The following is a 23,025-nucleotide window of genomic DNA, read 5'->3' as shown; positions in this document are numbered from 1 at the left end:
GGCAACGACTATCAGCGCTTTGCACCGTCAATGTTGAATTAGGTTACGTATCCTCTCATATAGGAAATATTTTAATCCTCATGAAAAATGTCCATCTTCCTGAGATCTGCCGCCCCAGGAGCAATGCATGTCAGACGAGTCCTCTACCCCCGAAGCCACCGTGACTCTGCAGGTAAACGGGACAAACACACAGGTCACGTGCGACGTGCGGACAACCCTTCTCGACCTCCTCCGCGAGCGTCTTCGGTTGACCGGAACGAAAAAGGGGTGCAACCGCGGCGAGTGCGGCGCTTGCACGGTCCACCTCGACGGGCGCCGGGTCAACGCCTGCATAGTGCTGGCCGCGAGCGCCGACGGCTCCGAGGTGACGACCATCGAAGGACTCGCCCGGGACGACGAACTCCACCCCGTCCAGCAAGCCTTTATTGAGGCGGACGCCTTCCAGTGCGGATTCTGCACGCCTGGCCAGATTATGTCTGCCGTCTGCTGCATCCAGGAGGGTCACACCGGCTCGAACAACGAGATCCGCGAATGGATGAGCGGCAACATTTGCCGCTGCTCCGCATACCCCCAGATCGCCGCGGCCGTCGAGGCGGCGGCCGGAAAGGAGCAGTGACATGTGGCCGTTCACCTACGTACGCGCCGAATCTCTGCCCGCCGCCCTGGACAACGTGCGCACGGCGGACACCAGGTTCCTCGCCGGCGGCACGGAACTGCTCAACTGGATGCGGACCGGCATCGAATCACCACGCCGACTGGTCGCCATCGGGCGACTGCCCGATCTGAACGAGATCACGACCTACAGCGATGGCCTGCGCATCGGCGCGCTCGCCCGGCTCAACGACGTGGCCCAGGACCCGCGCGTCGAGGCATCGTACCCGGTGCTCTCCCAGGCCATCCTCAAGTCCGCCTCCGCGCAGTTGCGCAACCTGGCCACCATCGGCGGCAACCCTGTGCAGCGCACCCGGTGCCCCTACTTCCGCTCTCACGGACCGGTCGCCTGCAACAAGCGTGTCCCTGGCTCCGGTTGCGCCGCCCTGCACGGCGCCAACGAGCGGCTGGCCATCTTCGGCTGGACCGAGGACTGCGTGGCCGTACAGCCCTCGGACCCCGCCGTTGCCCTCGCTTGTCTGGACGCGGAGATCACCACCGAGCACGTGGACGGCGGACGCCGGATTCCGGCGACGGAGTTCCACACCCTGCCCGGTGAGGACCCGTCGGCGCACAATGTGCTGCGCCCCGGCGAGCTGATCACCGGCATCGAGATCGGCACGCCCGCGCCCAAGTCGGCGTACGTGAAGGTGCGTGAGCGCCAGAGCTATGAGTTCGCGCTCGTCTCGGCGGCCGCCGCCGTCGAGGTCCAAGACGGCCTGATCTCCCGCGCCCGCCTGGCCCTCGGCTCGGTCGCGCTGCGTCCTTGGCGGCTGTACGACGCGGAACAGGCGCTCGTCGGCCTGCGCCCGGGCAGCCCTGCGGTGAGGGACGCGGTTACCTCCGGCTTCTCCGCCAGCCGTCCGCTGTCCTCGAACGCGTACAAGATCCCGCTCGCTCGCAACACCGCACTGCGTGCCCTCGACCTAGCCCTGGAGGCATGATGACCGGCATTCGTGGCGTGACCAGGCAGGACGGCCCCGCCAAGGTCACTGGAGCGGCGACGTACGCGGCCGACTACAACGCGGAAGGCCAGCTATACGCGGCCCTGGTCGGCGCGACGATCACCGCCGGCCGGGTCACGGGATTCGATGTCGAGGAGGCGCGGCGGGAGCCGGGCGTCGTCCATGTGCTGACCGGGCTGCCGGGCGTCGACGAGGCATTCGCCGGGGTGCCCAGCCCTCCGCTCGCCACCCGCTTCCTTCCCATGCAGGGGGACGTCGTCAATTACTGGGGGCAGCCCGTGGCGATGGTCCTGGCCGAGTCCCTGGAAGCGGCCGAGGGCGCTGTGACGCGTGTGCGGGTGTCGTACGAGCGGGAGCCGTTCATCAACCCGGACACGGCGGTGTCCGTGCCGCCGTCGCCGGACAGCGGCTACGGCATGCTCGACGCGCAGGAGTTCCGCAAGGGCGACGCGGCCGGCGCGCTCGCCGAGGCGCCCGTGCGCGCGGCCGGCACCTACACGCAGCCGTCCCGGCACGGCAACCCGATGGAGCCGAGCGCGATCCTCGCCGAGTGGCACGACGGCCGGCTGACCGTCCACGACTCCGTCCAGCACGTGTACGCGGTGCGGGACGCCCTGGCCGCGGTCTTCGGCATCGCCTCCGACAAGGTGCGGGTGATCAATCCGCACACCGGCGGCGGCTTCGGCACCAAGGCGTTCATCTGGCCGCACGAGATCCTCGCCGCCCAAGCCGCCAAGGCGGTCGGCCAGCCGGTGAAGCTGGTGCTTACCCGCCAGGACATGTACAGCATCGTCGGCTACCAGCCGCTGATGGAGCACCGCGTCTTGCTGGGTGCCAACGCCAGCGGCGAACTCCAGGCGGTCGTCCACGAGGTCGACAACGTCACCGCCATCACTGACGACTACGTCGAGTTCGGCTCCGTGCCCGCCAAGGCGCTGTACGCCTCCCCGAACATCTCCACCAGCCAACGGGTGCGGCGCGGCCACGTCAACCTGTCGTCGTTCATGCGCTCGCCCATCGACGGCCCTGGCACCTGGGCGCTCGGCTCCGCGATGGACGAGCTGGCGCACACCCTGTCCATGGACCCGCTCACCCTGCGCCTAGCCAACTACGCGGAGAGCTACCCCGCCGACGGCACGCCCTGGTCCTCGAAGAAGCTCAGGGAGGCGTACGAGGAGGGTGCCCGGCGCTTTGGCTGGTGGGACCGGCCCAAGGACGGCACCCGGGACGGGCACTGGCTCATCGGCTGCGGCATGGCCGACTGCACGCAGGGCCAGTTCCGGTTCACCTCGCAGGCTCGGGTGCGGCTGAGAGCCGATGGCACCGCGAAGGTCGAAGCCGGCTACACCGACATCGGCGCGGGTTCCACCACGATCTTCCCGCAGATCGCCGCGGAGACCCTAGGCATCGACATCCGCTCCGTCCAGGGGATCTCCGGCGACACGGAGCTGCCATACGCCGGTCCCACTTACGGTTCGGGCACCACGATCGCCATGGGCACCGCCGTCCACCTGGCCGCGAACGACGCGCTGCGCCGGCTCGCCGACCTGATGTCCTGGCCGGCCGAGGAGGTGCGCGCCGACTCTGGCGCCCTCATCTGGCGCGAGCACCGCCGACCGTACACGGACATCCTGCGCGCGGCCGAGTTGGACGAGGTGGTCGGCAACGGCGAGATGGTGCTGCCCGGCGGCGCGTCCGCCGACGCGGGAGCGCCCGGTGTCGCCTCCCGCACCTTCGGCGCCATGTTCATCGAGGTCGGCGTCGACCCGGACCTCGGGCTGCTGCGGCTGCGCCGCGCGACCGGCGTCTACAGCGTGGGCGCGGTCGTCAACGAGCGCACCGCCCGCTCCCAGATGATCGGCGGACTCGTGTGGGGCTGGGGCATGGCCGCCATGGAGGCCAGCCGCTTCGAGCCGAATCTCGGCCGCTGGCTGTCCCAGGACCTCGCCGGGGTGGCACTGCCGGTGAACGCCGACATCCCGCCGCACATCGACATGTCCTTCGTCGACGAGTTCGACCCGCACGCCGGACCGCTCGGCGCCAAGGGAATCGGTGAGCTGTCCGCCACCGGCATCGCGGCGGCCGTGGCCAACGCGGTGTTCGACGCGACGGGGCGGCGCGTGCGGGACCTGCCGATCACACCGGAAAAGCTTCTGGACCCCCGCATGTAAGAGCCGGGCCGGGCCCGGTTGCGGATTTGGTCGGCCCGTTCCGGGATGACCGGGTTTCGGAGCCCCCTTTTCGGGCCCCGGCCGCGTGCTGGTGGGCTCGGACGATGGTGGAGTCGACCGACACCAGCCAGTCGACCTCACCGGCCGCATCCGCCCGCACCTGGGCTTCCCGGAGCATCTGCTCGAAGGTGCCGTCCCTGGCCCATCGGCGGAAGCGGGTGTGCAGCGTGGCCCAGGATCCGTACCGCTCTGACACGTCCCGCCAGGCCGTGCCCGTCCGGAACTTCCAGACGATCCCGTTGAGGACCGTCCGGTCGTCCAGCCGCTTCCGCCCTCGCTCCGACCGAGGCAGCAGAGGACGGACGAACTCCCACTCGGCATCAGACAGTTCATGGCGACGTATCACCGACCATGATCCACCACACAAGATCATTTGACGACAGACCCCAGGAGCCCTTCCCGTCCGCGCGGCCCCGGCGGAGGACACCATGGCGTCGTACCGCCCGCCGAACAGGAGATGCCCGACCGTGATCCGTACCCACCACCGGCTCAAGGGTGGCGCCGGCCGACTCGGCGCCACGGCCCCCTGGAAACCGCCGACTCTCCCCGGGGCCCTGGGCCGGCAGCGGCCCGATCTCGCGCGCGGGACTGCCTCAGTGCGCGCCGGACAGCGGCGCCAAGAGGCACTGGTGTCATGCCTTGAACTTCGTCAGAACGGAGCGATCTCCGTCCGAGCGGAGCGGCGAGTTGGTTTTTGCCTGCCTGTGCCGGAGCCCCTGCACTCGGTGTACTGGCCCATTTCTCTCTCCCCCGTGCAGAGCCGAAGGCCGGTGGTCAGCGCGGCCCATGCTCACCTTGATCATGGATCACGAACGTCGCCATGTCAGCCGCAAGGCGCGTAAAGAACTTTTGCCAATCTTGAAGCAACCAATAGACGATGCCGACTTTCTGACGTCTCGCGTCCTGCGATCGATGGGAGACACGAGATGAAACCGCATATGGCGAAGGGCAGCCGGCCTCGGTCGGCGGTCTCGGGCTGTCTGTCCGGCTGGGCTCCGGCCACAGCACTCCTCCTGGCCGTGACGACGTCCTGCACCGGCTCCGCACCGGGAAACGGTGCCGTCGCGGTCGGAAAGCCCGGCACGGCCGGAGTGGGGGATCGGCTGTTCCCAGCGCTCGGCAATGGCGGCTATGACGTGGTGCACTACGGGCTGACGCTGGATTACGTGCCCGAGACCAACCACCTGAAGGGCACGGCGGTCATCACAGCGCGGGCCACGCAGGACCTGAGCCGCTTCAACCTCGACCTGTCAGGGCTGCGGGTACGCACCACCACGGTACAAGGAGCCAAGGCCCAAGTCGCCCGCTCGGAGGACGAGTTGCTCGTGACACCGGCGAAGACGGTGAGGAACCGCGAAGTCTTCAAGACAGTCGTCACCTACGACGGCACACCGCGCACGCTCAAGGACGACGACGGAGGCCTGGAAGGCTGGATAGAGACCGACGACGGCTCGACGGCCCTGGGTCAGCTGTCCGGCTCCATGACCTGGTTCCCGGGCAACCATCACCCGTCGGACAAGGCCACGTACGACACCACGGTCACCGTGCCCAAGGACGAGGACGGCGACCCCTACGACGTGATCAGCAACGGTGAGCTGATCACGGAGGAGGACAAGGGCAAAACGGTGACCCGGCACTGGCGCACTGCGGAGCCCATGGCCAGCTACCTCGCACACGTCTCCGTCGGTTACTTCGAGATCCACAAGGACTGGACGGACGATGACGTGCCCGTCTACGTCGCCATCGACCCCGACGAGGCCGAAGACTCCGCCGATGTCGCAGACCTGGTGCCCGAGATCGTCGACTGGGCCGGCAAACGCTTCGGTCCCTACCCCTTCTCCTCGACCGGTGCCATCGTCGACCACCTGCCCGGGCTCGACTACGCCCTGGAGACCCAGACCAAGCCCTACTTCGGCGAGGCGCCCGAAGAGGCGCTGCTCGTGCACGAACTGGCACACCAGTGGTTCGGCAACTCCGTCACCCCGCGCAAGTGGAAGAACATGTGGCTCAGCGAGGGTCTGGCCACCTACGCGGAGTGGCTTTGGGAGGAGGAGCGGGGCAACAGGAGCACCACGGAGATCTTCGAGGACTTCTACGACGGCACGGACGCCGAGAGCGAGGGCATCTGGGCGTTCCCGCCAGCGGATCCGCCCAGCGGAGGGCGCGTCTCCGACCCGCCGGTCTACGGACGCGGTGCCATGGTCGTGCACAAGGTGCGCAGGGCCGTCGGCGACGAGACCTTCTTCGGCATCCTTCGTACCTGGACCCGGCAGCACCGGCACGGCAATGCTGACACCCGGCAGTTCATCGCCCTGTGCGAGAGCAAGTCCGGGAAGGACTTGACCGAGCTCTTCGACACCTGGCTCTTCGACAAGAAGAAGCCCTCCCGGATGTGAGGAGGGCGATCCGACGAGAGAAGGGCTCTCCCCAGGGGAAGGCCCTTCTCCAGTCGGCAGGAGGCCCTGCGCAGGCGGGTACACCAGCGTGATCTCGCGGTTCAGGCCGGTCTCGTCGGCATCCGGGTACATGGACACCTCACCGTCGGACCACCGCACCAGGAAGTCGTCCGGGTGGCGGTTGTCCGTGTAGTCGCCGGCGCCCAGGATGGTGGCGTGCGTCCAGAGCCGGTTGGGCTTCTTGACCTGGATCTCGCCGTGGAAACCGTTCTGGTCGATGTCCTTGTAGAGGGTCAGTTCGCCGTCCGTCCAGCGCACGATGAGGTCGTGCTGGTCGTTGCCGGTGAAGTCGCCCGACGCGATCGTCGAGGCGTGCTTCCAGGTGCCGTTGGGCGCAGCGAGTTTCTTCTCGCCGTGGAAGCCGTCGCGGTTGACGTCGGTGTACAGGGTGACTTCACCGTCGCTCCAGCGGACCAGGAGATCGTCGGCCCACTTGTTGCTGGTCGTGTAGCGACCACCGGTTATGGAAGTGGCGTGCTTCCACAGGTCGTTGGGCTTCTGCAGCTGTACTTCGCCGTGGAGCCCCTTCTCGTCGACATCGGGATAGAGCGTCAGTTCGCCGTCCGTCCATCGGACGATGAGGTCGTCGCGGTCGGCCCCGGTGAAGTCGCCCGCGGCCATGGTCGCGGCGTGCTTCCAGGTACCGTTGGGCGCGACGAGACGAACCTCCTTGTCGAAGTTGTCGGTTTCCTCCCCGGCACCGCGGTACAAGGTCAGCTCGCCGTCGGACCAGCGCACGATCAGGTCGGAGTAGTCCCAGGATCCCGGATTGCCAACCCACGAAGGCGGGCTGCCGCATGGCCCTCAACCAAGAATCAAACGCCCTTCAGAACGCGATCAAGTGCCGCCCGGCCTGCAGGTCCCCAGTTCGGCTTGCCGCCGGGAAGGCCCCGGTCTCCGTTCTGCCCCATGAGCATCAGGAAGAGGCTCTTCATGGCGGCCAGCCCGCGGGCGCGCCGGATCGCCGCCTCGTCTGCGTGTGCGTACGTGTCGAAGAACCGTGAGGCCGTGCCCGCGGGTAGCAGTACCCATGCGGCGGCGAGGTCCCACGCCGGATCGCCGGCGATCATGCAACCGAAGTCGACGATGCCAGAGAGCGTTCCGTCCGTGACGACGACGTTCGCGGGATGGAGGTCGCCGTGTACCCACACCGGCGGGCCCTCCCATGCGTGGGCCGCGACGGCGTCGTCCCAGACGGCCCGGATGTCGGCAGCGATGTCGTCGGGGGCAACGGCCTGGAAGAAGTTCTCGAAGGCGTCCGTGCAGTTTCTGGGATGGGCACCGTGGTCCGTGGCGATCGGGGCCTCGGCGGGCGCCTCCACATGGAGCGCCTGGAGGAAGCCCGCCAGCGTGTCGGCCGCGTGGGCGCCGCGGCTGATCGAGCCGTGGTCCAGCGGCTCGCCGGGAACCCACGTCATTACGGTCCAGTGCTTGGGGAAGCGCTCGGACGGTTCGCCGAGCCGCACCGGGGTCGGCACCGGGAGCGGCAGGCGCGGGGCCAGCACGGGTAGCCACCGTCGTTCCTTGAGCTGGAGCTCCGGGGTGGGGTCCATGCGCTGCATGCGCACGGCCAACTCGTCCCCGAGGCGCCACATTTGGTTGCCCCAGCCGCCCGCCACCTCGCGGATGGCCAGCTCTGCAAGGTCTGGATGTTGCTCCTGCAGCAGGTCGCGGACCAGGTCTGCGGTGATCTCGATCTCGGTGTCGGTCATGCGAAGTCACAGTACTGAGGTGGAAGGCGGGGCGACTCTCACTCTCCGGAACGTCTCGCTGTGATTCCTCTGGCGTCACCAATTCGGTTTCAGAGAGCTGCAGATCAGAGGCTTTGGGCCGGAGCGGCCCCAAAGTTCAGAGAAGCCTGCCTGACCTGCCCGATGTTCATCACCACCCCCGAGTTCCTGCCACAGCACCGCGAACAGCGCCAGCAGTTGCTGCAGATCGTCTCCGCCGCCGAGGCCCGCGGCCAGGCACGGGTGGTGGAGATGAACCGGCAGGTCCTGGGCAACCTGGAGCAGATCTGCAGGGGATTCCCCGACTCTGGATGGACGGAGTCCTCGACGCCGCCATCGCGGCTGCCGAACACATCGGCGATCCGCAGGTACTCCACCGCTACGGCGAACTGCAGCAGGTCGCGGCCCGCGAGCGAGCTCAGGAAGTCGGCCGGGCAGCCCGCCCCTCTCCGTCGGGACCCGCAACCTCGTGAGCGGGCGTCCGGCGAAGCTCAACGCGACCACCCGCGCGGGAGCCGCTCAGCGGATCAAGGACGGCGCGATCCCCGAGCGGGTTGCCGCCGAGCTCAGCGTCAGCCGTTCCACGCCGTACCGGCAACTGCGCAAGCACCGCGAAGACATGTCCGCGAAACCTGTCATACGGGAAATCTGACCAGATTGCCGGAAGCGGCGTCGACCCAGGTCCTTGATATCCACTCGGTAGGGGCGAGGGATTCGCACGCTCGGCCAAATGGGTGACGAGGCGTCAGCTCTCTTGTCATGCAATTAGCTGGGATGGGTTACTGATACCACTGAACCGGTGGGCTGCCCATCCCTCCTCGAAGGGTGCGCTGCCATCGGCGTGTGCCGGGCCCCGCTCACGGTGCCTGGCGATTTCCGCGTCAGCGATGTCGCAACACGCGTCCTGCGTGGAGGAGATGCAACGGCTCGCACAACGTCTACGTTGCGTAAGGAACGCCATGCCTGTCTCTCCTGATCAGGGCACCACAGCTGGTGGCACCACAGTGACCATCACGGGCACGAACCTCGGCGGGGCAACCGCAGTGAGCTTCGGCTCCAAGTCGGCCACCAGCATCACCAATGTCTCGCCCACCCAGCTCACCGCCATCTCACCTTCGGGAACGGGGACGGTGGCTGTGACGGTCACGACCTCCGGCGGCACCAGTAACCCGGAACCGTTCTTCTACACGGGGCCGCCGTTGGTCGTCTCCGTCAGCCCCGACGCGGGACAGTTCAGCGGCGGTAACACCGTCACCATCACCGGCCTGAACCTGGCAACTGCCAGTGCCGTGGACTTCGGGCCCAACGCGGGCACGATCACCGGCGTCAGCGACAGCGAGATCACCGTCACGGTACCCACGGCAAGCGGTGTCGGCACCGTTCCGATCACCGTGGTCACCGCAGGAGGCAGCGCCGACGGCATCAGCTACAGCTACTTCGCCAACCCGACGATCACCGCCCTCGATCCCGCCTCAGGGCCGTCGTCGGGCGGCACGGCCGTCACCATCACCGGCACCGAACTGAGTTCGACCGAGCAGGTAGTCATCGGCTCCAACGCCATTCAAGCCGGTGGGCCAAGCGCTCCGTTCACGGTCGTCTCCGATACCGAGATCGCCGCTGTCGCACCGCCGAACGCAGCAGGCGCAGCTGACGTCATCGTTAAAACCCCCGGTGGCAGCTTCAGCCTGCCCGGCGGCTACACCTATCTCACCGGACCAGGTGTCTGACACCCAACCGGCACCTAAAAACGGGATTCCGGAGCCGGAGGCCCGGGCCCCGGGCGCGACCCGTGTCGTGCCGTGCGTCGCCCAACAGCGTGTCCGCCGGACCCGGCCGGCTCCGGGGCCCGCTCGCCACACGGACGAGCACACGACTGCGACGATGCGCCGCTAGGCCCTGTCGTCAGCTGAGCCATCGGGCCCGTCCCTTCGCCACCGGAGAATGACCAGGTATACCCACACGTCCCGCTCAACAACACCGGAGCCGACCAGCCCCCTTGGGGTGCCGTTAACGAGCGGCGAACCAACCGACAAGTAACCCGCCAGTAGCTTTGGGATCGAAGGCAGCCGCGTTCGCGTCACGGCGCGGCTGCTTCGTCGTGCTCGCGCAGCATCCGCATGACGGTCGCGGCGGACGGGTGCTGGCCCTTCTTCGCTCCCTTGGTGGGGTCCAGCCAAGGTGAGCCCAAAAGGGGCAGTGAGATGATCTTGGCGAATCAGCAGTGCGGTTCGGCGAAAGCGTCCCTGGCCGGTTCATGCTCGTCTTCCTGGCCGTCCTGATCGGTCCAGGCTCCGAAGGGCCCAGACAGGCCGGGCTCGTCGGCGCCGAGGCGCGAACTCCGTGATCGCCTACGGCAAGGGCGGGGAGATCGCTTCGAACCGGCGCAACGAGCAGGAGATGTTCGTGCTCTGCCTCAGAGTCTTGCAGTCGGCCTTGGTCTACGTGAACACGCTGATGCTCCAGGACGTCTTGGACGAACCGGAGTGGACAGATCTGCTCACCCCGGCCGACCGGCGTGGCCTGACCCCGCTGTTCTGGTCCCACGTGCGTCCGTACGGCGAGGTCAACCTCGACATGGCCGCCCGCCTCGACCTCACCGCGGTCACGGCGCCCGGCCCCCGAACGGCGGGCGATGAGGAGCCGGCCGAGGAACGTACGGACACGTGAGGCTGTCCAGTCCCGTCACCGACGCGGTGCCGGCGAGGCGGGCTAACAGCCAACTTTCCAAAAGAATTTCTGCAAAAATACTTCTGGAAAGCCTCTGAGGCGTTCTACCCTCCCGTCATGGTCAGCGAAGAGCAGAAACGCGTACTCGACCCCGAGCAGGACGCGGCAGCCCTGAAGGCACTCACGCACCCTCTGCGTATCCGGCTGCTGGGGATGCTGCGACAGGACGGCCCGGCCACTGCGAGTGAACTCGCGGTCAGGACCGGGGAGTCGTCCGCTTCCACGAGCTATCACCTGCGGGTTCTGGCGAAGTACGCGTTCGTCGCCGAGGCCGAGCACCGTGACGGGCGGGAGCGCCGCTGGCAGGCCGTGCACTTCGTGACCTCCTGGAGTAACAAGGCAATGGGCAGCCGCGCCTGGGTCAGCCTGTCGCGCAGGGCCCAGATCGAGCACCTGGAGGCCTCTCTCGCCCGGCACGAGGCCGACATCGCCGATGGACGGCTGGGCCAGGAATGGGTGGAGCCGTCCGGACTCAACGACCTGATGCCCCGGCTGACCCCCGAGTCGCTCACCGAACTCTGGGACGTGCTCGACCGGAAGGTGGAGGAACTGACCACCCGCGATGCAGAAGATCCGCGCGCAGCGCAGGTCGTACTCCTCACCGCCGGATTGCCCCTGGCACCGCGCGACCCCGGCGCTGAGGCGGACAGCTCTGCCCCCGCGGGGACAGATGCCGAGGACGCGTCATGACCGGGCCGCTGGACATACGTACCGCACGCCGCCGCTACATCACGGTCTGCGTTCTGTTCTGGCTGCCACTGGGACTGAGCATCGCTCCCGGGATCCTGCTGTTCACCGAGCGCGGCATGGCCATGGCGGCCATCGCGGGCTTCTTCGCCGCGCACTCCCTCACCGCCGCCGCACTGGAACTGCCCACCGGAGGACTGTCCGACGTCCTCGGACGCCGCGCTGTTCTGGCCGCCGCCGGCCTGCTGAACCTGGCCGCCCTGACCCTCGTGGGCCTGGGCACTGCTCCCTGGCTGCTCGGCCTCGGCATGGCCCTGATGGGCGCGGGCCGTGCCCTGTCCAGTGGCCCGGCCGAAGCCTGGTACGTCGACACCGTCCAGGCGCACTCCGGCCCCGACGCCGAACTGCGCATCGGGCTGGCCCGCGGCGGCTCCGCGACATCTGCCGCGCTCGCCACGGGCACCCTGCTCGGCGGTGCCCTTCCCTGGCTGCTCGGACTCGGCCCCGACCTCGGCGCCCGACTGAGCGAGACAACGTCCGAGCTGGTGCTGCCCCTTTCTGTTCCGATGCTGCTGGGTGCAGCGGTCGAGATCGCCTTCGTGCTGTATGTCCTGACCGCTCTGTGGGAGCCGCCCCGGCCGACAGCCACCCTGCCCGACGTACTCCGAGGCATCCCGGCCACCGTCATCGGCGGACTGCGTCTGGGGGGCCGCGACGCGTTGATCCGCCGGGTGCTCCTCAGCGCAGGGGCCGCCGGCAGCGCTCTGGCCGCGATCGAACTGCTCACGCCGGGCCGTGCCGCGGCCCTCACGGGCGCATCGGAGTCGGGGGCGGTGCTTTTTGCCGCACTCGCCTGCGCCGGATTCATCTGCGCGGGTATCGGCAGCCACCTCGCACCGCTGACCGCTCGGCTTGCGGGCAGTGGCGAGCGTGCGGTCATGGTGAGCCTCGGCGCGAGCGCGAGCGGCCTGCTTCTGCTCGGCGCCACCGCAGCGTTCACAGGAGTCGGCTCCATGGTCCTCGCGGCCATCGGCTACGGCCTGGTCTACCTCGGGCTCGGCGCTGCGGGGCCGAGCGAGAACGACCTCTTGCATCGCCGTGTCGCAAGTTCGGGCCGGGCCACCGCGCTGTCCGTCCAGTCTCTCGCCCAGCAACTGGTGGCAGCTCTCACCGGCTTGATCATTGGCGTCCTTCCGTCAGGCCCGCTGCCCTGGCTGTTGGGAGGCACCGTGCTGCTTGCAGGAGCTCTCCTGTGGATTCACTGCAGCGGGACCACACCCCGGACTCCGGCGGCAACGCCTCAGCCACACATCGTGTCGTCCTCCCCGAGCACCGCTGGCTCCGACCACCATCAGCATGCCGAATCAGTAGCGCCGGGACCAACAACCCGAAGCGCTACCGCTGCATCAACACCGCAGATGGCGACCTGAAGACCGCACAGTCCTGGTACACCGCAGTCCGCAACCGCGGATACGACGTCCACACGAACAACTGCCTGCACATGTCCATGGCCGTCTTCAAGGGCTACAGCAGGATCGTGCGCAACGACAAGCGTCTGCCGAGTGCGACCAACAAGCTCCCGAACTCCTACTACAACAACGTCCTCAAGGACAGGCACTGGGAGGCGTCGCACAAGCTCGACAGGAAGTAGTCCTGCTGGTGCTGCGGGGGACAGGCTCAGCCGGTCCCCCGCAGCACCACGCATTGTCGATCGGACGCTGCCGCTCCCATTGGACCTGGAGCGACTCGCCCTTGCGACGGATCGGCCGTTGCCGGCCGGGCGGTCCTGCGGTGCACCGTGCGAAGGGTGACGGCAAGCGCCCGGGACCCGGAGCCGGCGCGTCAGGGATCGATGCGGAACGAGTACAGACCGAGAGCGGTGAAGTACGCGTTGCGGCCGCTGATGTGGATCTCTGAGGAGATCCGGGCGTCGTCCTCGCTCCACGGCAGGGCGGACGGATCCCTCAGCGGCACCTCCCAGCGCGTCTTTCCCGTGCGGGAGTCGAGAGCCAGGAGCTTGCTCGGATGGGACCTCCCCGCGTAGACGGTGTCCCCGACGACGGCGACTGCCTCGGTGCCCGCACCGATCTCGCACCGCCAGCGCTGCTTGCCCGTCCTCGCGTCCAGGGCGTAGAGGAACTGGTCCTGACAGTGGGCGTAGACGGCGTCGCCCTGCACGTGGACGTCATTGATGCTGCCCCCGAGCCGGCGCTTCCAGCGCTGCTTGCCCGAGGCGGTTTCCAGGGCGTGCACCCAGTGTTCCCGGGTGCCCAGGCAGACCGTACCGCCGTGGACGGCAGGCGATCCGCTGGTCGTGTCGCCGGTGCCGGAGAACTTCCATCGGCGCCTGCCCGTGGAGCCGTCCACGGCGTGCAGCACGCCACTGTTGGTCATGGCGAAAACGGTGTCTGCCGCGACGGGGGTCCGGCCCGTCGGCATGCCCTCCCCTGTCTGAAAGCGCCAGCGCCGGCGGCCGGTGGCGGGGTCGAGGCCGTACAGGTAGCCGTCTGTGGCGCGGGCGTAGACGAGTTTGTCGCCCGCCGCCACTGAGACCCCTCCGAGACTGGCCAGCGGTACGTCCCAGCGGCCGCGGCCGGTAACGATGTCGACCGCGTGAAGCCTGCCCTCCGAACTCGCCGCGAAGACCGTGGTGCCGAGGACCGCAGGTTTGTCGGCCATGCCGCTCTCCGCGGTGTAGGCCCACCGTCGGCGGCCGGTGGCCGCGTCGACCGCGTACAGGTTGCTGTTCTTGTAACTCCCGAGATAGAGCGTGCCGCCCGCCATCACCGCCTCGCCCATCTCACTCCCCGGTGCGAAGTGCCAGTTCTGCCTCGGGTCCGGTTGCTCCTCCTGGAAGACTCCGGCCAATTTGTAGGCCCCGGCTCCGGTCGCCGACAACGCCGCGAGGCCGAGAAGCAGCTTTCGGCGGGGCAGCCGCCTGCGACCGGAGCCCGCCGACGGCGAAAACCCCTGCAGCAAGGGCGGGTCCGGCCGAAGACTCCGCTGCGACGACGGCTGCGGTTGCGGTTGCGGTTGCGGTTGCGACACCGGCGACACAGGCCGTGCTGCGGTACGGGTCCGGGTGCCGTGCAGAGGGTCGGCGGCCGGGTCCACCACCGTCGGCACATACCTGACTTGCTCGGCGGCCTCCCTGGTCTGGCGGGCGATCTCCGCGGCGAGCGCGGGTGGCGGCCAGGGCGGCGCCCCACCGGGCAGATTGGACAGCGCAGTCTCGAGCCTCGCCGGTGTGGGGCGTTCGGCGGGATCCCGGGCCAGACAAGCGCGCAGCAGGTCGGCCACGGGCGGATCGATCCCCGTCAGGTCCGGGTCCTCGGACAGGACCCGGACATCGACGGCCGCCGGGTTGCCTGTTCCGTACGACGACCGCCCCGACGCCGCGAACGCCAGCACCGCGCCGAGCGCGAACACGTCGGAACGGGCGTCGAACCGGCCGTGCCGCAGGTACTCCGGAGCGATGTATCCGGACGTACCGACGACACCTGTCCGGGTCAGCCGGGTGTCCTCGTAGGCGCGGGCGATCCCGAAGTCGATGATCACCGGGCCGCCGTTCCCCATCATCACGTTGGACGGCTTGAGGTCGCGGTGCACCAGCCCGGACGTATGGATCTGCCGCAGGGCCGCCGCCAAGAGGACGCCGAGCCGGCGCACGTCCAGCGGCCCGTACGTACGGACGGCCTCGCCCAGTGAAGGGCCGGGGACGAACTCGGTGGCCAGCCATGGCGGGTCTTCGTCCACCCCGTCGGACAGCACCGCCGCGATACCGGGGCCGGAGACCCGTGCCGAGGTCCGCGCCTCGTGTGCGAACCGGCGCCGGAACTGCCGGTCCTCGGCGTACTCGGGGCGGATCACCTTCACGGCCGCGAGACCGTGGGCGCACCCCGTTCCTCCGACGCCGAGATACACCAAGCCCATTCCGCCGCCGCCGAGTCTGCGCAGCACCGTATACGGACCGATACGCTGTGGATCCACACGCCCGGTCATCACCGACCCGCACCCCCCATGCCGTCGCAGATGACTCTATGTCACCTCGCCTCATGTGCACCGGGTTTCCGTGTAACCCGGCGACGGGTGACAACGCCGACGACAGCGCGCCCCGCCGACCGCCGTGCAATCCTGCCGCAGCACTCTGCTGAGGAGGGCCCGAGCGCGATGGAGCAGCGGGGGCCACCGGCAGCATCTGACCCGTGCGACGGCCGGTCCGCTGCACGAGCAGCGCCCGAGTACCGCGGCCTCGCCGTGTCAACGCTCTCCGACCACCGGACACCGCAGCCGAGCACCGAGCGGCATCCCGCCACCCTCTTCACCGCACCGGGAAAAAGACACAGAAGCCCCCCGGACACGGGTCCGGGCCGCTGCTGCTTGCTGCTCAGGCCTCGACGTACGCCACGATCGTGATCGTCTTCAGGGCCGTCACGAAGTAGATGACCCGTACGCCGTCGATCTCGTCCTTGTAGTCGCGCAGCAGGGTGTCGGGCACCGGGGCACCGATCTCGGGGTTGGCGCTGATCGCGACGACCGCGCGGTCCAGGCGGTGCGTCTCGGTCGGTGTGAGTTTCGCCAGCTGGCTGAGCGCGGGCTCCACCAGGACGACCTGGGACCGGCGCGGTGCGTGCTCAGGCGACACGGGGCTGCTCGTCGGCGAGACGGGCGAGGTGGGCGTCGCGGGCGTCCTCCCACAGCACGCCGGACTCCGCGGCCGGGTAGCCGTGTTCGGCGATGTCCTCCAGCACCGAGGCGAGGACGTCGACTCGTGCGCGCTGGTCGGCCGCGTAGGCCCGGATCGATGCAGCGGCGTGCTCATCGAGGGGCTGACGGTCGGGTACGGGCGCGGTGGCCGACTGCTGACTCATCCGGGGCTCCTGGGCGTTGCTGGCGTGTGTTCTCACGGTAGCGCCGGGGCGGTACGGACGAAACCCGCGGCGACGGTACCGGCCGGAGACGATGGCCTCCCGCAGGCCGTCGTCGATGTCGGCAACGGCGCCTGGGCCGTGCAGGGTCAGGCGGTGGACGTCGCCCCCAGGCACAAACGGTCCTGCTGGCCGAGGTAGTTCGCGCGTCCTTCGTCGTCGAGCTCGAAGGTGCCCTCCGGGATGATGCAGAACTCATTGCCCTCAGGGTCCGCCATCACCAGGAACCCCCCTTCGTCGTACTGCTCCAGTCTGCGCCCACCGAGCGTCTCCACCCGCTGCTGCTCGGCTGCGGGGTTGGGCGAGGTGATGTCGAAGTGCATGCGGTTCTTGCCCGATGTGGGTTCGTCGGTCTGCTGGAAGCCCAGGCCGAGGCCGTTCTCTCGCCGAAGCCATACATACGGGCCCATGCGGCCCACGACCGGCCTGCCGAGCAACTCGGACCAGAACACAGCGAGCCGCTCGGGGTCGGTGGCATCGACGATGAGGGCATTGACCTGCACAGGGGAGTCTGTCATGCCCCCGATCCTCTCAGGGTGCAAGGCCGCTCAGCAGCGAGGCTCCGACCAGGGGAAATCAAACTTCCCCACGTTGTCTGCGGGACAGGGCGAGCCCTTCGTATGGTTCTCCCACCCAGGGGCGTCGGGTGTGGCTTTCAAACTTCTGCTGCTCGTGGCTTCCATCGATCGGCCGCCCGACGCTCCACGACGACTCGGCTGCCAATGAGGAAGGGGACCGCCGAGGCCGAGCAGGTCCTGCGCCGCTTCACCCGCGGCGGCCCCAAGCACCCCGCCTACCAGGCGATCGAGGAGCTGGGCCGGGCGGTGCGTACGGCGTTCATCTGTGACTACCTCGCAGACGTCGATCTGCGCCAGGAGATCCACGAGGGCCTCCAGGTCGTGGAGAACTGGAACAGCGCGAACAAGGACCTCTTCTACGGCAAGGATGGTGACCTGGCCGGGCAGGACAAGGAGTCCCAGGAGGTGTCGATGCTCGCCCTTCATCTGCTCCAGTCCGCTGTGGCTCACGTCAACACGCTGCTGATACGGCAGGTCCTCGCCGACCCGAAGTGGGCCGACACGCTCACCGACGCGGACCGGCGGGCGCTGTCCCCACTGTTCTGGACGCACGTGAACCCCCTACGGCCGGTTCGAGCCGGACATGAACAGCCGCCTGGAGCTGGACCTGACCGCCCGGGCCGCGACGTTGCCCGGCCAGCGCGCCCCCGAGAGCGAGAGCGCGACGGTCCCCCGCGTGACCGGGGCAGCATGGCTGGGCGGGTGCGCCGCTGCGAGCTGCGTCCTCTGTCCCCAGCCACTGCCGGTGACCTTCCGCGGCGACAAGCGGTTTGCCGCCTGTCGCACAAGGCCGCCGAGCGGGTGCGAAGCCGTCACCGCCTGCGTCATGCCGTGCCGGAATCACCGGCCCGCGATGAGCAGGCGGTAGCCATGATCGACGGCGTCCCGGGTCAGCAGGTCGGCATGACGGCGGTGCCAGGCTCCTGAAGCCAGGTCTGCGCGCAGTCGCGCGATCGCCGGTTCGACCACGGACGCGGGAAGCTGGGCGAATGTGGAACTCGCCTGTCGAATGACGGGGTCCAGGTAGTGCTCCGGACGCCGCCAGTACGCGATCCGGAAGCCGTCGGTGAAGTCGCGCGGAATGGGGAACGGGAGCACTGTGTGCGCTTCAAGGGCTTCCACCACGGTGGACAGCGGTGCGAAGCGGGCGTGTTCGAGCTGCCGGATCTCAGGAAGGTACTCCTCGATCAGCCACGGGCCGGGCAGATGTCGCGGGTCAGGGTCGGCTTGCGGGCACGGTGTCCTTCGTCACCAGCGTGTTGCCGGACCAGCAGAGCTGGTAGAGGTCGACCTCGTCCAACAGGTCGCGGCCGGAACGGTAGAACTCGCACGTGGCGCCGGGCGGCCGGGGTGCGGAACGGGCGTGGTCGGGCGGGTAGGGGTAGGCGCGGGCCGGCAGCAGAGGGGCCAGTTCGGCGCGCGGCCGGCCGGTGGTCAGCTCGTCGAACCGGGATGGCGGCAGCACGCTCGTCGTCAGTTGCCAGGCCAGGTAAACGGCGGTGGGCACGAAGACGGCGGCTGCGACGGCAGGCGCCGCGAAGGCGGCGATAGAGCGGCGGCGGGCGGCGCTCCGTACAGAGGCGAGCCGCTTGGCGGATTCCGGTGTGCCGGTGTCCGTGTCCGGGGCTGGGTGAAGAGCAGTTCCGGACGGCAATGCGGACTCGGTGTGCCGCCCGCGGGTCCTGGCCCGTGTTCCGGGCGCCGTCCCAGGTTTCGGCGCCGGTGTCCCCGGGCGGGCCGTGGCCTGGTGCGGGAGGACGGCGGTGACGCGGAACCCGCCCTGATACGGGCCGGTCCGCAAGGAGCCCCCGAGAACCGTCACCCGCTCCCGAAGCCCCATCAGGCCCCGGCGGCCGGCGCCGGCCGTCGGGCCTTCGGCCGCGTGCACCGGCCTGTCAGTCGGCGGAGCGGCGTTCACGACGCTCACGCGGGTACGGTCGGCCTCGTGTGTGATCCGCACCCGGATCGCACTGTCCGGCGCGTGCTTCACGGCGTTGGTGAGGGCCTCCTGCACCACCCGGTACATCCCCCGTTCGACCAGGGGGGACAGCGTGGGCATTGTCCCGCGCCGCTCCCAGCGCACCGGCACTCCGGAGGCGACCGCCCGTCCGAGGAGGTCCTCGACGGTGTCGTTGACGGGCGGGCCCGCACCCGTCTCCGTTCCGGGCGGGTCGTGCAGGACGGCGACGGTCTCCCGCAGTTGCTCCACGGCGTCCGTGATCGTCCCGCGCAGCTCGGCGAGATCGGTGCGGTCGCGGTCGGTGAGGTCAGGGGAGAGTTCCAGGGCCCCGGCGCGCAGGGCGACCAGGCTCAGGGCATGGCCGAGGGAGTCGTGCATGTCGGCCGCGATGTCCGCGCGTTCGGTCAGCCGCGCCCGCTCAGCGACCAGGTGCTGCCGCTCTTCCAGGCTCCGGGCCAGCCGCCAGCCCTCCTGTACGAGTTCGCGTCGGCCACGCCAGTGCCGCCCGGCCAGCCAGGGCAACAGGAGGGCGGCGGGCAGCACGGTCAGCGCGTAGAACCACCACACGGCCTGTGTCCGCAGCACCACGCACGTCGCGAGATCGGCCGCGAGGCACCCGGCGAGCAACAGAAGCGGGCGCCGTGCCGCGGCGACCCGGGCGCCCAGCAGGCAACTCAGGGCGGCCAGCGACAGGACGTGGGCGTTGGCGGGGGTCGCGGAGTCGGCCATGCCCAGCGCGCACAGCCCGTTGACCAGGACGACCGCGGCCCCCGGCCGGCGGCGGGACAGCGGCACGGCCACCGCCAGGACGGCCAACGGGAGGAGCAGGTCCAAGGCCGGCGCGGCGGTTGCGCCCGCTTCCTGGAACCCGTAGCCGGTGGCGGCGGCGAGCACGCCCCACAAGGCAACGTCGCCGAGCACGGACCTGGCTGGGGGTATGCGCGTGTGCGGCATGGCGCGTCGACCGTCCCTCCGATGGATGTTCTCAACTGCCCGGGTCGATTCTGTGGGACCGGCCCGGACACCCGGCGAGAGGGTGGGCACGGCAAGGGCTTCCGGGCCGGTTCGGACGCCGGGTCAGGCGTCCCGGCGGCGCAGCACGTACAGGCCGATCAGGTGCGCGGTCGCGGCCCACGCCGCTACGATCAGGACCGCCGTCGCCGGCGTGTACGGGGCCTCGGCGCCGAGGCGCATGAAGTGGTCTCCGGATCCGTGCGGCAGATGGTCGTTGACGTCCGCGAGCGCCGGGCCTCCGAGCCCCAGGAGCACGCTCGGCAGTGCCCACAGGAGTGTGACGAGGATCGAGAGCGCGCCGGCCGGGTGGCGCGTGGCGAACGCCACCCCGACGGCCAGCACGGCCACCAGCGCCTGGTAGAGACCGACCGCGAGGACCTGCAGGAGCGTCGGGCCGACCTCGAAGGAGGCCCGTCCGTCGAACGCCACCCAGGCCACCGCCGTGCCCACGACGGCGAACGTGGTGCCGGCGACGAACGCGACCACGGCCGTCACCAGTGCCTTCGCCGCCTGGACCCGATGCCGCCGGGGCACCGACAACAGGGAAGCCCGCACGCTTCCCGTCGAGTATTCGGAGGTGACCGCGACCGTGGCCAGGACGACGACGGCGAACTGGACGAGGACGGCGGAGGAGGCCGCCGCGTTCCCGACGGGCTGGATCGGATGCTCGTTGATGCGGGCGATCGAAGCGTAGTAGTAGGTGAAGACGCCCGTGATCGCGAGGGCCGCCAGAAGGCAGAGACAGGGGGCTCGGACGGACCACAGTTTGGTCCATTCGGAGGCGATCGCCCCGGCGAAGCCATCGGGTGTCCACCGGCCAGGAGTGTCGGGCACGGCCCGGGGTGGGTCCGTCCGCCTGCCGGGTGTCGTCGCCGTGGTCACTGTTGTCCCCCTTCGCTCGGTGCCGCGGCCACGGCGGTCGTGTCCGCGCCGCTGCCGCCCGTCGTGTACTCGACGCTGCGCGCGGTCAGGTCCATGTACGCCTGCTCCAGCGAGACCCGCACGTCACTCAGCTGGTGCAACCGGACTCGGCAGTGGTGGGCCAGGTCGCCGATCTCGGCTGCGGTGCGGCCCTCGACGGTGAGTTCGCCGGACGCGGTCGTCTCGACGCTCACCCCGTCAGCCGCCATCAGGCGACGGACCAGCGTCGCCCTCTCCTCGGGGTCGGGCACCACGGCGCGTGCCGCCGCGGGAGAGGCGGCAGCGAGGAACTCCGTCATGGAGGTGTCGCTCAGCAGCCGGCCACGTCCGATGACGACGAGATGGTCGGCCGTCAGCTGCATCTCGCTCATCAGGTGGCTGGAGAGGAACACGGTGCGTCCTTCGGCCGCCTGGTCACGGACGAGCCGGCGGATCCACCGCACGCCGTCCGGGTCGAGGCCGTTGACCGGCTCGTCCAGGACGAGCACCGGCGGATCGCCGAGCAGGGCGCCCGCCACCCCGAGTCGCCCGCTCATGCCGAGTGAGTACGTGCCTGCCGGCCGGCGGGCCGCCTTGGTCAGGCCCACCCTCTCCAGCACCTCGTCCACGCGGCGTACCGGGATGCCGTTGGCCCGGGCCTGGGCGACGAGGTGCGTGCGGCCGGAACGGGCCGGGTGGACGGCCCGGGCGTCCAGCATCGCGCCGACCGCGCACAGCGGCCGTCGCAGTTCCGCGTACGGCCGGCCGGCGATCAGGGCCCGCCCGCACGTGGGGTGGTCCAGGCCCAGAATCATGCGCATCGTGGTGGACTTCCCGGCCCCGTTGGGGCCGAGGAAGCCGGTCACACGGCCGGCCTGGACGTCGAATGTCAGCTCGTCCACGGCGAGGGTGTCGCCATAGCGTTTGGTGAGTCCTAGGAGGGTGATCACAGAGTTCCTTCGTGTCGGTCGCGGACCGCGGAATACAGCACGCGGAAATCGACGGCGGAGTGCACCGCCCGACGCGTGGTGGGCCCGGCCCGGGGCGGCCGCCTCGTTTCCCGTACAGAAGCGACGCTAGGAGTCCGCGGCGCCGGCGCCCATTGGTCGAACGGCAGCGGCGTCCTGCCCTTCGTGGGGGGTGCGCCCCGCCCCCAGGGCGGATCTGTAGGGCTCGCCGTTCACACGGTGCTGCGCTGGCCGTAGGCTCGCCGCGTGAAACAGACGACACCAAGCAGCCAGCCGGTCCGGGTCTTGGTGGCCGACGACGAGGCGATGGTCCGGGCGGGTGTGCGGGCCATCCTGGCCAGGGACCCGCACATCGAGGTGGTCGCCGAGGCAAGTGACGGGCACGAGGCCATTGCGCTCACCCGCCGGCACCGGCCGGACGTGGTCCTGCTGGACATCCAGATGCCCGGCTTGGACGGGCTGACGGCGGTGGCGCGGCTTCACCGGGAGCTGACGGCCGTCGGTGTCATCATGCTGACGACTTTCGGTCAGGACGAGTACGTCACCCGCGCCCTGGAAGAGGGCGCCGACGGCTTCCTGCTGAAGGCGGACGACCCGAGGGAACTGCTCAACGGGGTAAGGGCGGTGGGAGCGGGAGGGGCCTACCTGTCTCCGCGGGTCGCCGGCCGGGTCATCGCCGGGCTGCGCGCGCACCGGGCGGCACATCCCCACCGCTCGCTGGAGCGGCTCACCCAACGGGAGCGCGAGGTGCTGGCCGGACTCGGGACGGGGCTGTCCAACGCGGAGATCGCGAGCCGGCTGCACCTGGTCGAGGGCACGGTGAAGGCGCACGTCAGCGCGGTGCTCGCGAAGCTGGGCGCACGCAACCGGGTGGAAGCGGCCATTGCCGCGTACGAGGCCGGCCTGGTCCCGCCACGCCGTGGCTGACCTGGTGTCAGCGTTCCGCCACGTGCCGATCAGTCCTCGGCCACAAAAACGCCGAGCACCCGGGGTGGCGCGGCGGCGCCCGCCAGCCTGTCGTCACACCTCAACGACATATGCAGCCGAGGTCGGCTGTGTCGGTCTCCGCGGATGTCGTTTCGCGCTGACTCCGGGAGTCACTTGGCGTTCTTTTCCATGATCGATGTCAGTGAGTTCTGAGAGGGCGGTATGTGACGTGATGCCACGTTTGCTGTCGCTGGAACGTGTGGCACAGGCGTATCGGGGCTGATCGGAGAGTCCTGTCGTGCT

Annotated in this window: 22 protein-coding genes; 13 read left to right on the top strand and 9 right to left on the bottom strand. The window is 69.3% G+C overall.

What is annotated here, in order from left to right; all coding sequences use genetic code 11:
* Nucleotides 1–127 precede the first annotated feature (127 nt).
* The 3 genes from ACFVX4_RS35830 to ACFVX4_RS35820 are packed head-to-tail and all read left to right on the top strand — an operon-like array spanning nucleotide 128 to nucleotide 3,787.
* The gene (locus ACFVX4_RS35830; RefSeq protein ID WP_389985853.1) at nucleotides 128–616 is read left to right on the top strand and encodes a (2Fe-2S)-binding protein; all 489 of its coding nucleotides are present in this window, start codon (nucleotides 128–130) and stop codon (nucleotides 614–616) included.
* A gap of 1 nt (nucleotide 617) precedes the next feature.
* Nucleotides 618–1,595, top strand: a complete 978-nt coding sequence (locus ACFVX4_RS35825; protein WP_389985850.1) for an FAD binding domain-containing protein — start codon at nucleotides 618–620, stop codon at nucleotides 1,593–1,595.
* 17 nt (nucleotides 1,596–1,612) lie between these two features.
* A complete protein-coding gene (locus ACFVX4_RS35820) occupies nucleotides 1,613–3,787 on the top strand; it encodes a xanthine dehydrogenase family protein molybdopterin-binding subunit (protein WP_389985847.1) in 2,175 nt (724 codons plus the stop codon).
* Here ACFVX4_RS35820 and ACFVX4_RS35815 read toward each other — a convergent pair.
* Entirely contained in the window at nucleotides 3,753–4,220 is a 468-nt protein-coding gene (locus ACFVX4_RS35815) for an IS5 family transposase (RefSeq protein ID WP_389985844.1), read from the bottom strand. The two genes, ACFVX4_RS35820 and ACFVX4_RS35815, sit on opposite strands and share 35 nt — an antisense overlap.
* 553 nt (nucleotides 4,221–4,773) lie before the next feature.
* Between ACFVX4_RS35815 and ACFVX4_RS35810 the strand changes: the two genes are divergently transcribed.
* Nucleotides 4,774–6,243: a M1 family metallopeptidase gene (locus ACFVX4_RS35810; RefSeq protein ID WP_389985841.1), complete on the top strand. Its 1,470-nt coding sequence runs from the start codon at nucleotides 4,774–4,776 to the stop codon at nucleotides 6,241–6,243.
* An 875-nt stretch (nucleotides 6,244–7,118) separates the two neighbouring features.
* Here ACFVX4_RS35810 and ACFVX4_RS35805 read toward each other — a convergent pair.
* Complete coding sequence (locus ACFVX4_RS35805; RefSeq protein ID WP_389985838.1) at nucleotides 7,119–8,015, bottom strand: aminoglycoside phosphotransferase family protein; 897 nt, start codon at nucleotides 8,013–8,015, stop codon at nucleotides 7,119–7,121.
* A 329-nt stretch (nucleotides 8,016–8,344) separates the two neighbouring features.
* Between ACFVX4_RS35805 and ACFVX4_RS35800 the strand changes: the two genes are divergently transcribed.
* The 7 genes from ACFVX4_RS35800 to ACFVX4_RS35770 all read left to right on the top strand — a co-directional run bounded on the left by ACFVX4_RS35800 (nucleotide 8,345) and on the right by ACFVX4_RS35770 (nucleotide 13,098).
* Nucleotides 8,345–8,506, top strand: coding sequence for a hypothetical protein (locus ACFVX4_RS35800; protein ID WP_389985835.1), 162 nt, complete (start codon nucleotides 8,345–8,347; stop codon nucleotides 8,504–8,506).
* Nucleotides 8,503–8,685, top strand: coding sequence for a hypothetical protein (locus ACFVX4_RS35795; protein ID WP_389985832.1), 183 nt, complete (start codon nucleotides 8,503–8,505; stop codon nucleotides 8,683–8,685). The genes ACFVX4_RS35800 and ACFVX4_RS35795 overlap by 4 nt, the downstream gene beginning before the upstream one ends.
* Before the next feature lie 265 nt (nucleotides 8,686–8,950).
* On the top strand, nucleotides 8,951–9,760 hold the full coding sequence (locus ACFVX4_RS35790; protein WP_389985887.1) for an IPT/TIG domain-containing protein: 810 nt from the start codon (nucleotides 8,951–8,953) through the stop codon (nucleotides 9,758–9,760).
* Between the two features lie 613 nt (nucleotides 9,761–10,373).
* Nucleotides 10,374–10,700 (top strand): Tn3 family transposase, encoded by a 327-nt coding sequence (locus ACFVX4_RS35785; protein WP_389985829.1) that lies wholly within the window; start codon nucleotides 10,374–10,376, stop codon nucleotides 10,698–10,700.
* A 117-nt stretch (nucleotides 10,701–10,817) separates the two neighbouring features.
* A complete protein-coding gene (locus ACFVX4_RS35780) occupies nucleotides 10,818–11,450 on the top strand; it encodes an ArsR/SmtB family transcription factor (protein ID WP_389985826.1) in 633 nt (210 codons plus the stop codon).
* Complete coding sequence (locus ACFVX4_RS35775) at nucleotides 11,447–12,877, top strand: MFS transporter (protein WP_389985824.1); 1,431 nt, start codon at nucleotides 11,447–11,449, stop codon at nucleotides 12,875–12,877. The genes ACFVX4_RS35780 and ACFVX4_RS35775 overlap by 4 nt, the downstream gene beginning before the upstream one ends.
* Before the next feature lie 71 nt (nucleotides 12,878–12,948).
* Complete coding sequence (locus ACFVX4_RS35770) at nucleotides 12,949–13,098, top strand: hypothetical protein (protein WP_389985821.1); 150 nt, start codon at nucleotides 12,949–12,951, stop codon at nucleotides 13,096–13,098.
* 191 nt (nucleotides 13,099–13,289) lie between these two features.
* Here the strand turns inward: ACFVX4_RS35770 and ACFVX4_RS35765 are convergent, their stop codons facing one another.
* From ACFVX4_RS35765 to ACFVX4_RS35750, 4 genes are all read right to left on the bottom strand, one after another.
* Complete coding sequence (locus tag ACFVX4_RS35765) at nucleotides 13,290–15,437, bottom strand: PQQ-binding-like beta-propeller repeat protein (protein ID WP_389985818.1); 2,148 nt, start codon at nucleotides 15,435–15,437, stop codon at nucleotides 13,290–13,292.
* A gap of 397 nt (nucleotides 15,438–15,834) precedes the next feature.
* Entirely contained in the window at nucleotides 15,835–16,092 is a 258-nt protein-coding gene (locus ACFVX4_RS35760; protein ID WP_331747910.1) for a hypothetical protein, read from the bottom strand.
* Complete coding sequence (locus tag ACFVX4_RS35755; protein WP_389985814.1) at nucleotides 16,082–16,318, bottom strand: hypothetical protein; 237 nt, start codon at nucleotides 16,316–16,318, stop codon at nucleotides 16,082–16,084. Before ACFVX4_RS35755 ends, ACFVX4_RS35760 begins: the two co-directional genes overlap by 11 nt.
* Nucleotides 16,319–16,464: 146 nt before the next feature.
* Nucleotides 16,465–16,893, bottom strand: coding sequence for a VOC family protein (locus ACFVX4_RS35750; protein ID WP_389985811.1), 429 nt, complete (start codon nucleotides 16,891–16,893; stop codon nucleotides 16,465–16,467).
* A 204-nt stretch (nucleotides 16,894–17,097) separates the two neighbouring features.
* On the opposite strand from ACFVX4_RS35750, the gene ACFVX4_RS35745 reads away from it, so the two are divergent.
* The gene (locus tag ACFVX4_RS35745) at nucleotides 17,098–17,880 is read left to right on the top strand and encodes a Tn3 family transposase (protein WP_389985807.1); all 783 of its coding nucleotides are present in this window, start codon (nucleotides 17,098–17,100) and stop codon (nucleotides 17,878–17,880) included.
* Between the two features lie 289 nt (nucleotides 17,881–18,169).
* Here ACFVX4_RS35745 and ACFVX4_RS35740 read toward each other — a convergent pair whose 3' ends face one another.
* From ACFVX4_RS35740 to ACFVX4_RS35730, 3 genes are all read right to left on the bottom strand, one after another.
* The gene (locus tag ACFVX4_RS35740; RefSeq protein WP_389985803.1) at nucleotides 18,170–19,867 is read right to left on the bottom strand and encodes a sensor histidine kinase; all 1,698 of its coding nucleotides are present in this window, start codon (nucleotides 19,865–19,867) and stop codon (nucleotides 18,170–18,172) included.
* A 123-nt stretch (nucleotides 19,868–19,990) separates the two neighbouring features.
* Complete coding sequence (locus tag ACFVX4_RS35735) at nucleotides 19,991–20,761, bottom strand: ABC transporter permease (protein ID WP_389985800.1); 771 nt, start codon at nucleotides 20,759–20,761, stop codon at nucleotides 19,991–19,993.
* A gap of 44 nt (nucleotides 20,762–20,805) precedes the next feature.
* The gene (locus ACFVX4_RS35730; protein WP_389985797.1) at nucleotides 20,806–21,777 is read right to left on the bottom strand and encodes an ABC transporter ATP-binding protein; all 972 of its coding nucleotides are present in this window, start codon (nucleotides 21,775–21,777) and stop codon (nucleotides 20,806–20,808) included.
* Nucleotides 21,778–22,041: 264 nt separating this feature from the next.
* Between ACFVX4_RS35730 and ACFVX4_RS35725 the strand changes: the two genes are divergently transcribed.
* Complete coding sequence (locus ACFVX4_RS35725) at nucleotides 22,042–22,722, top strand: response regulator (RefSeq protein WP_389985793.1); 681 nt, start codon at nucleotides 22,042–22,044, stop codon at nucleotides 22,720–22,722.
* Nucleotides 22,723–23,025: the final 303 nt, after the last annotated feature.

Origin of the sequence: Streptomyces sp. NPDC058240 (assembly GCF_042882135.1) — a bacterium.
In the GTDB taxonomy this organism is placed as follows: Bacteria; Actinomycetota; Actinomycetes; order Streptomycetales; family Streptomycetaceae; genus Streptomyces.
The sequence above is the reverse complement of the archived record's forward strand: the minus strand, read 5'-3'. Positions and strand labels throughout refer to the sequence as shown.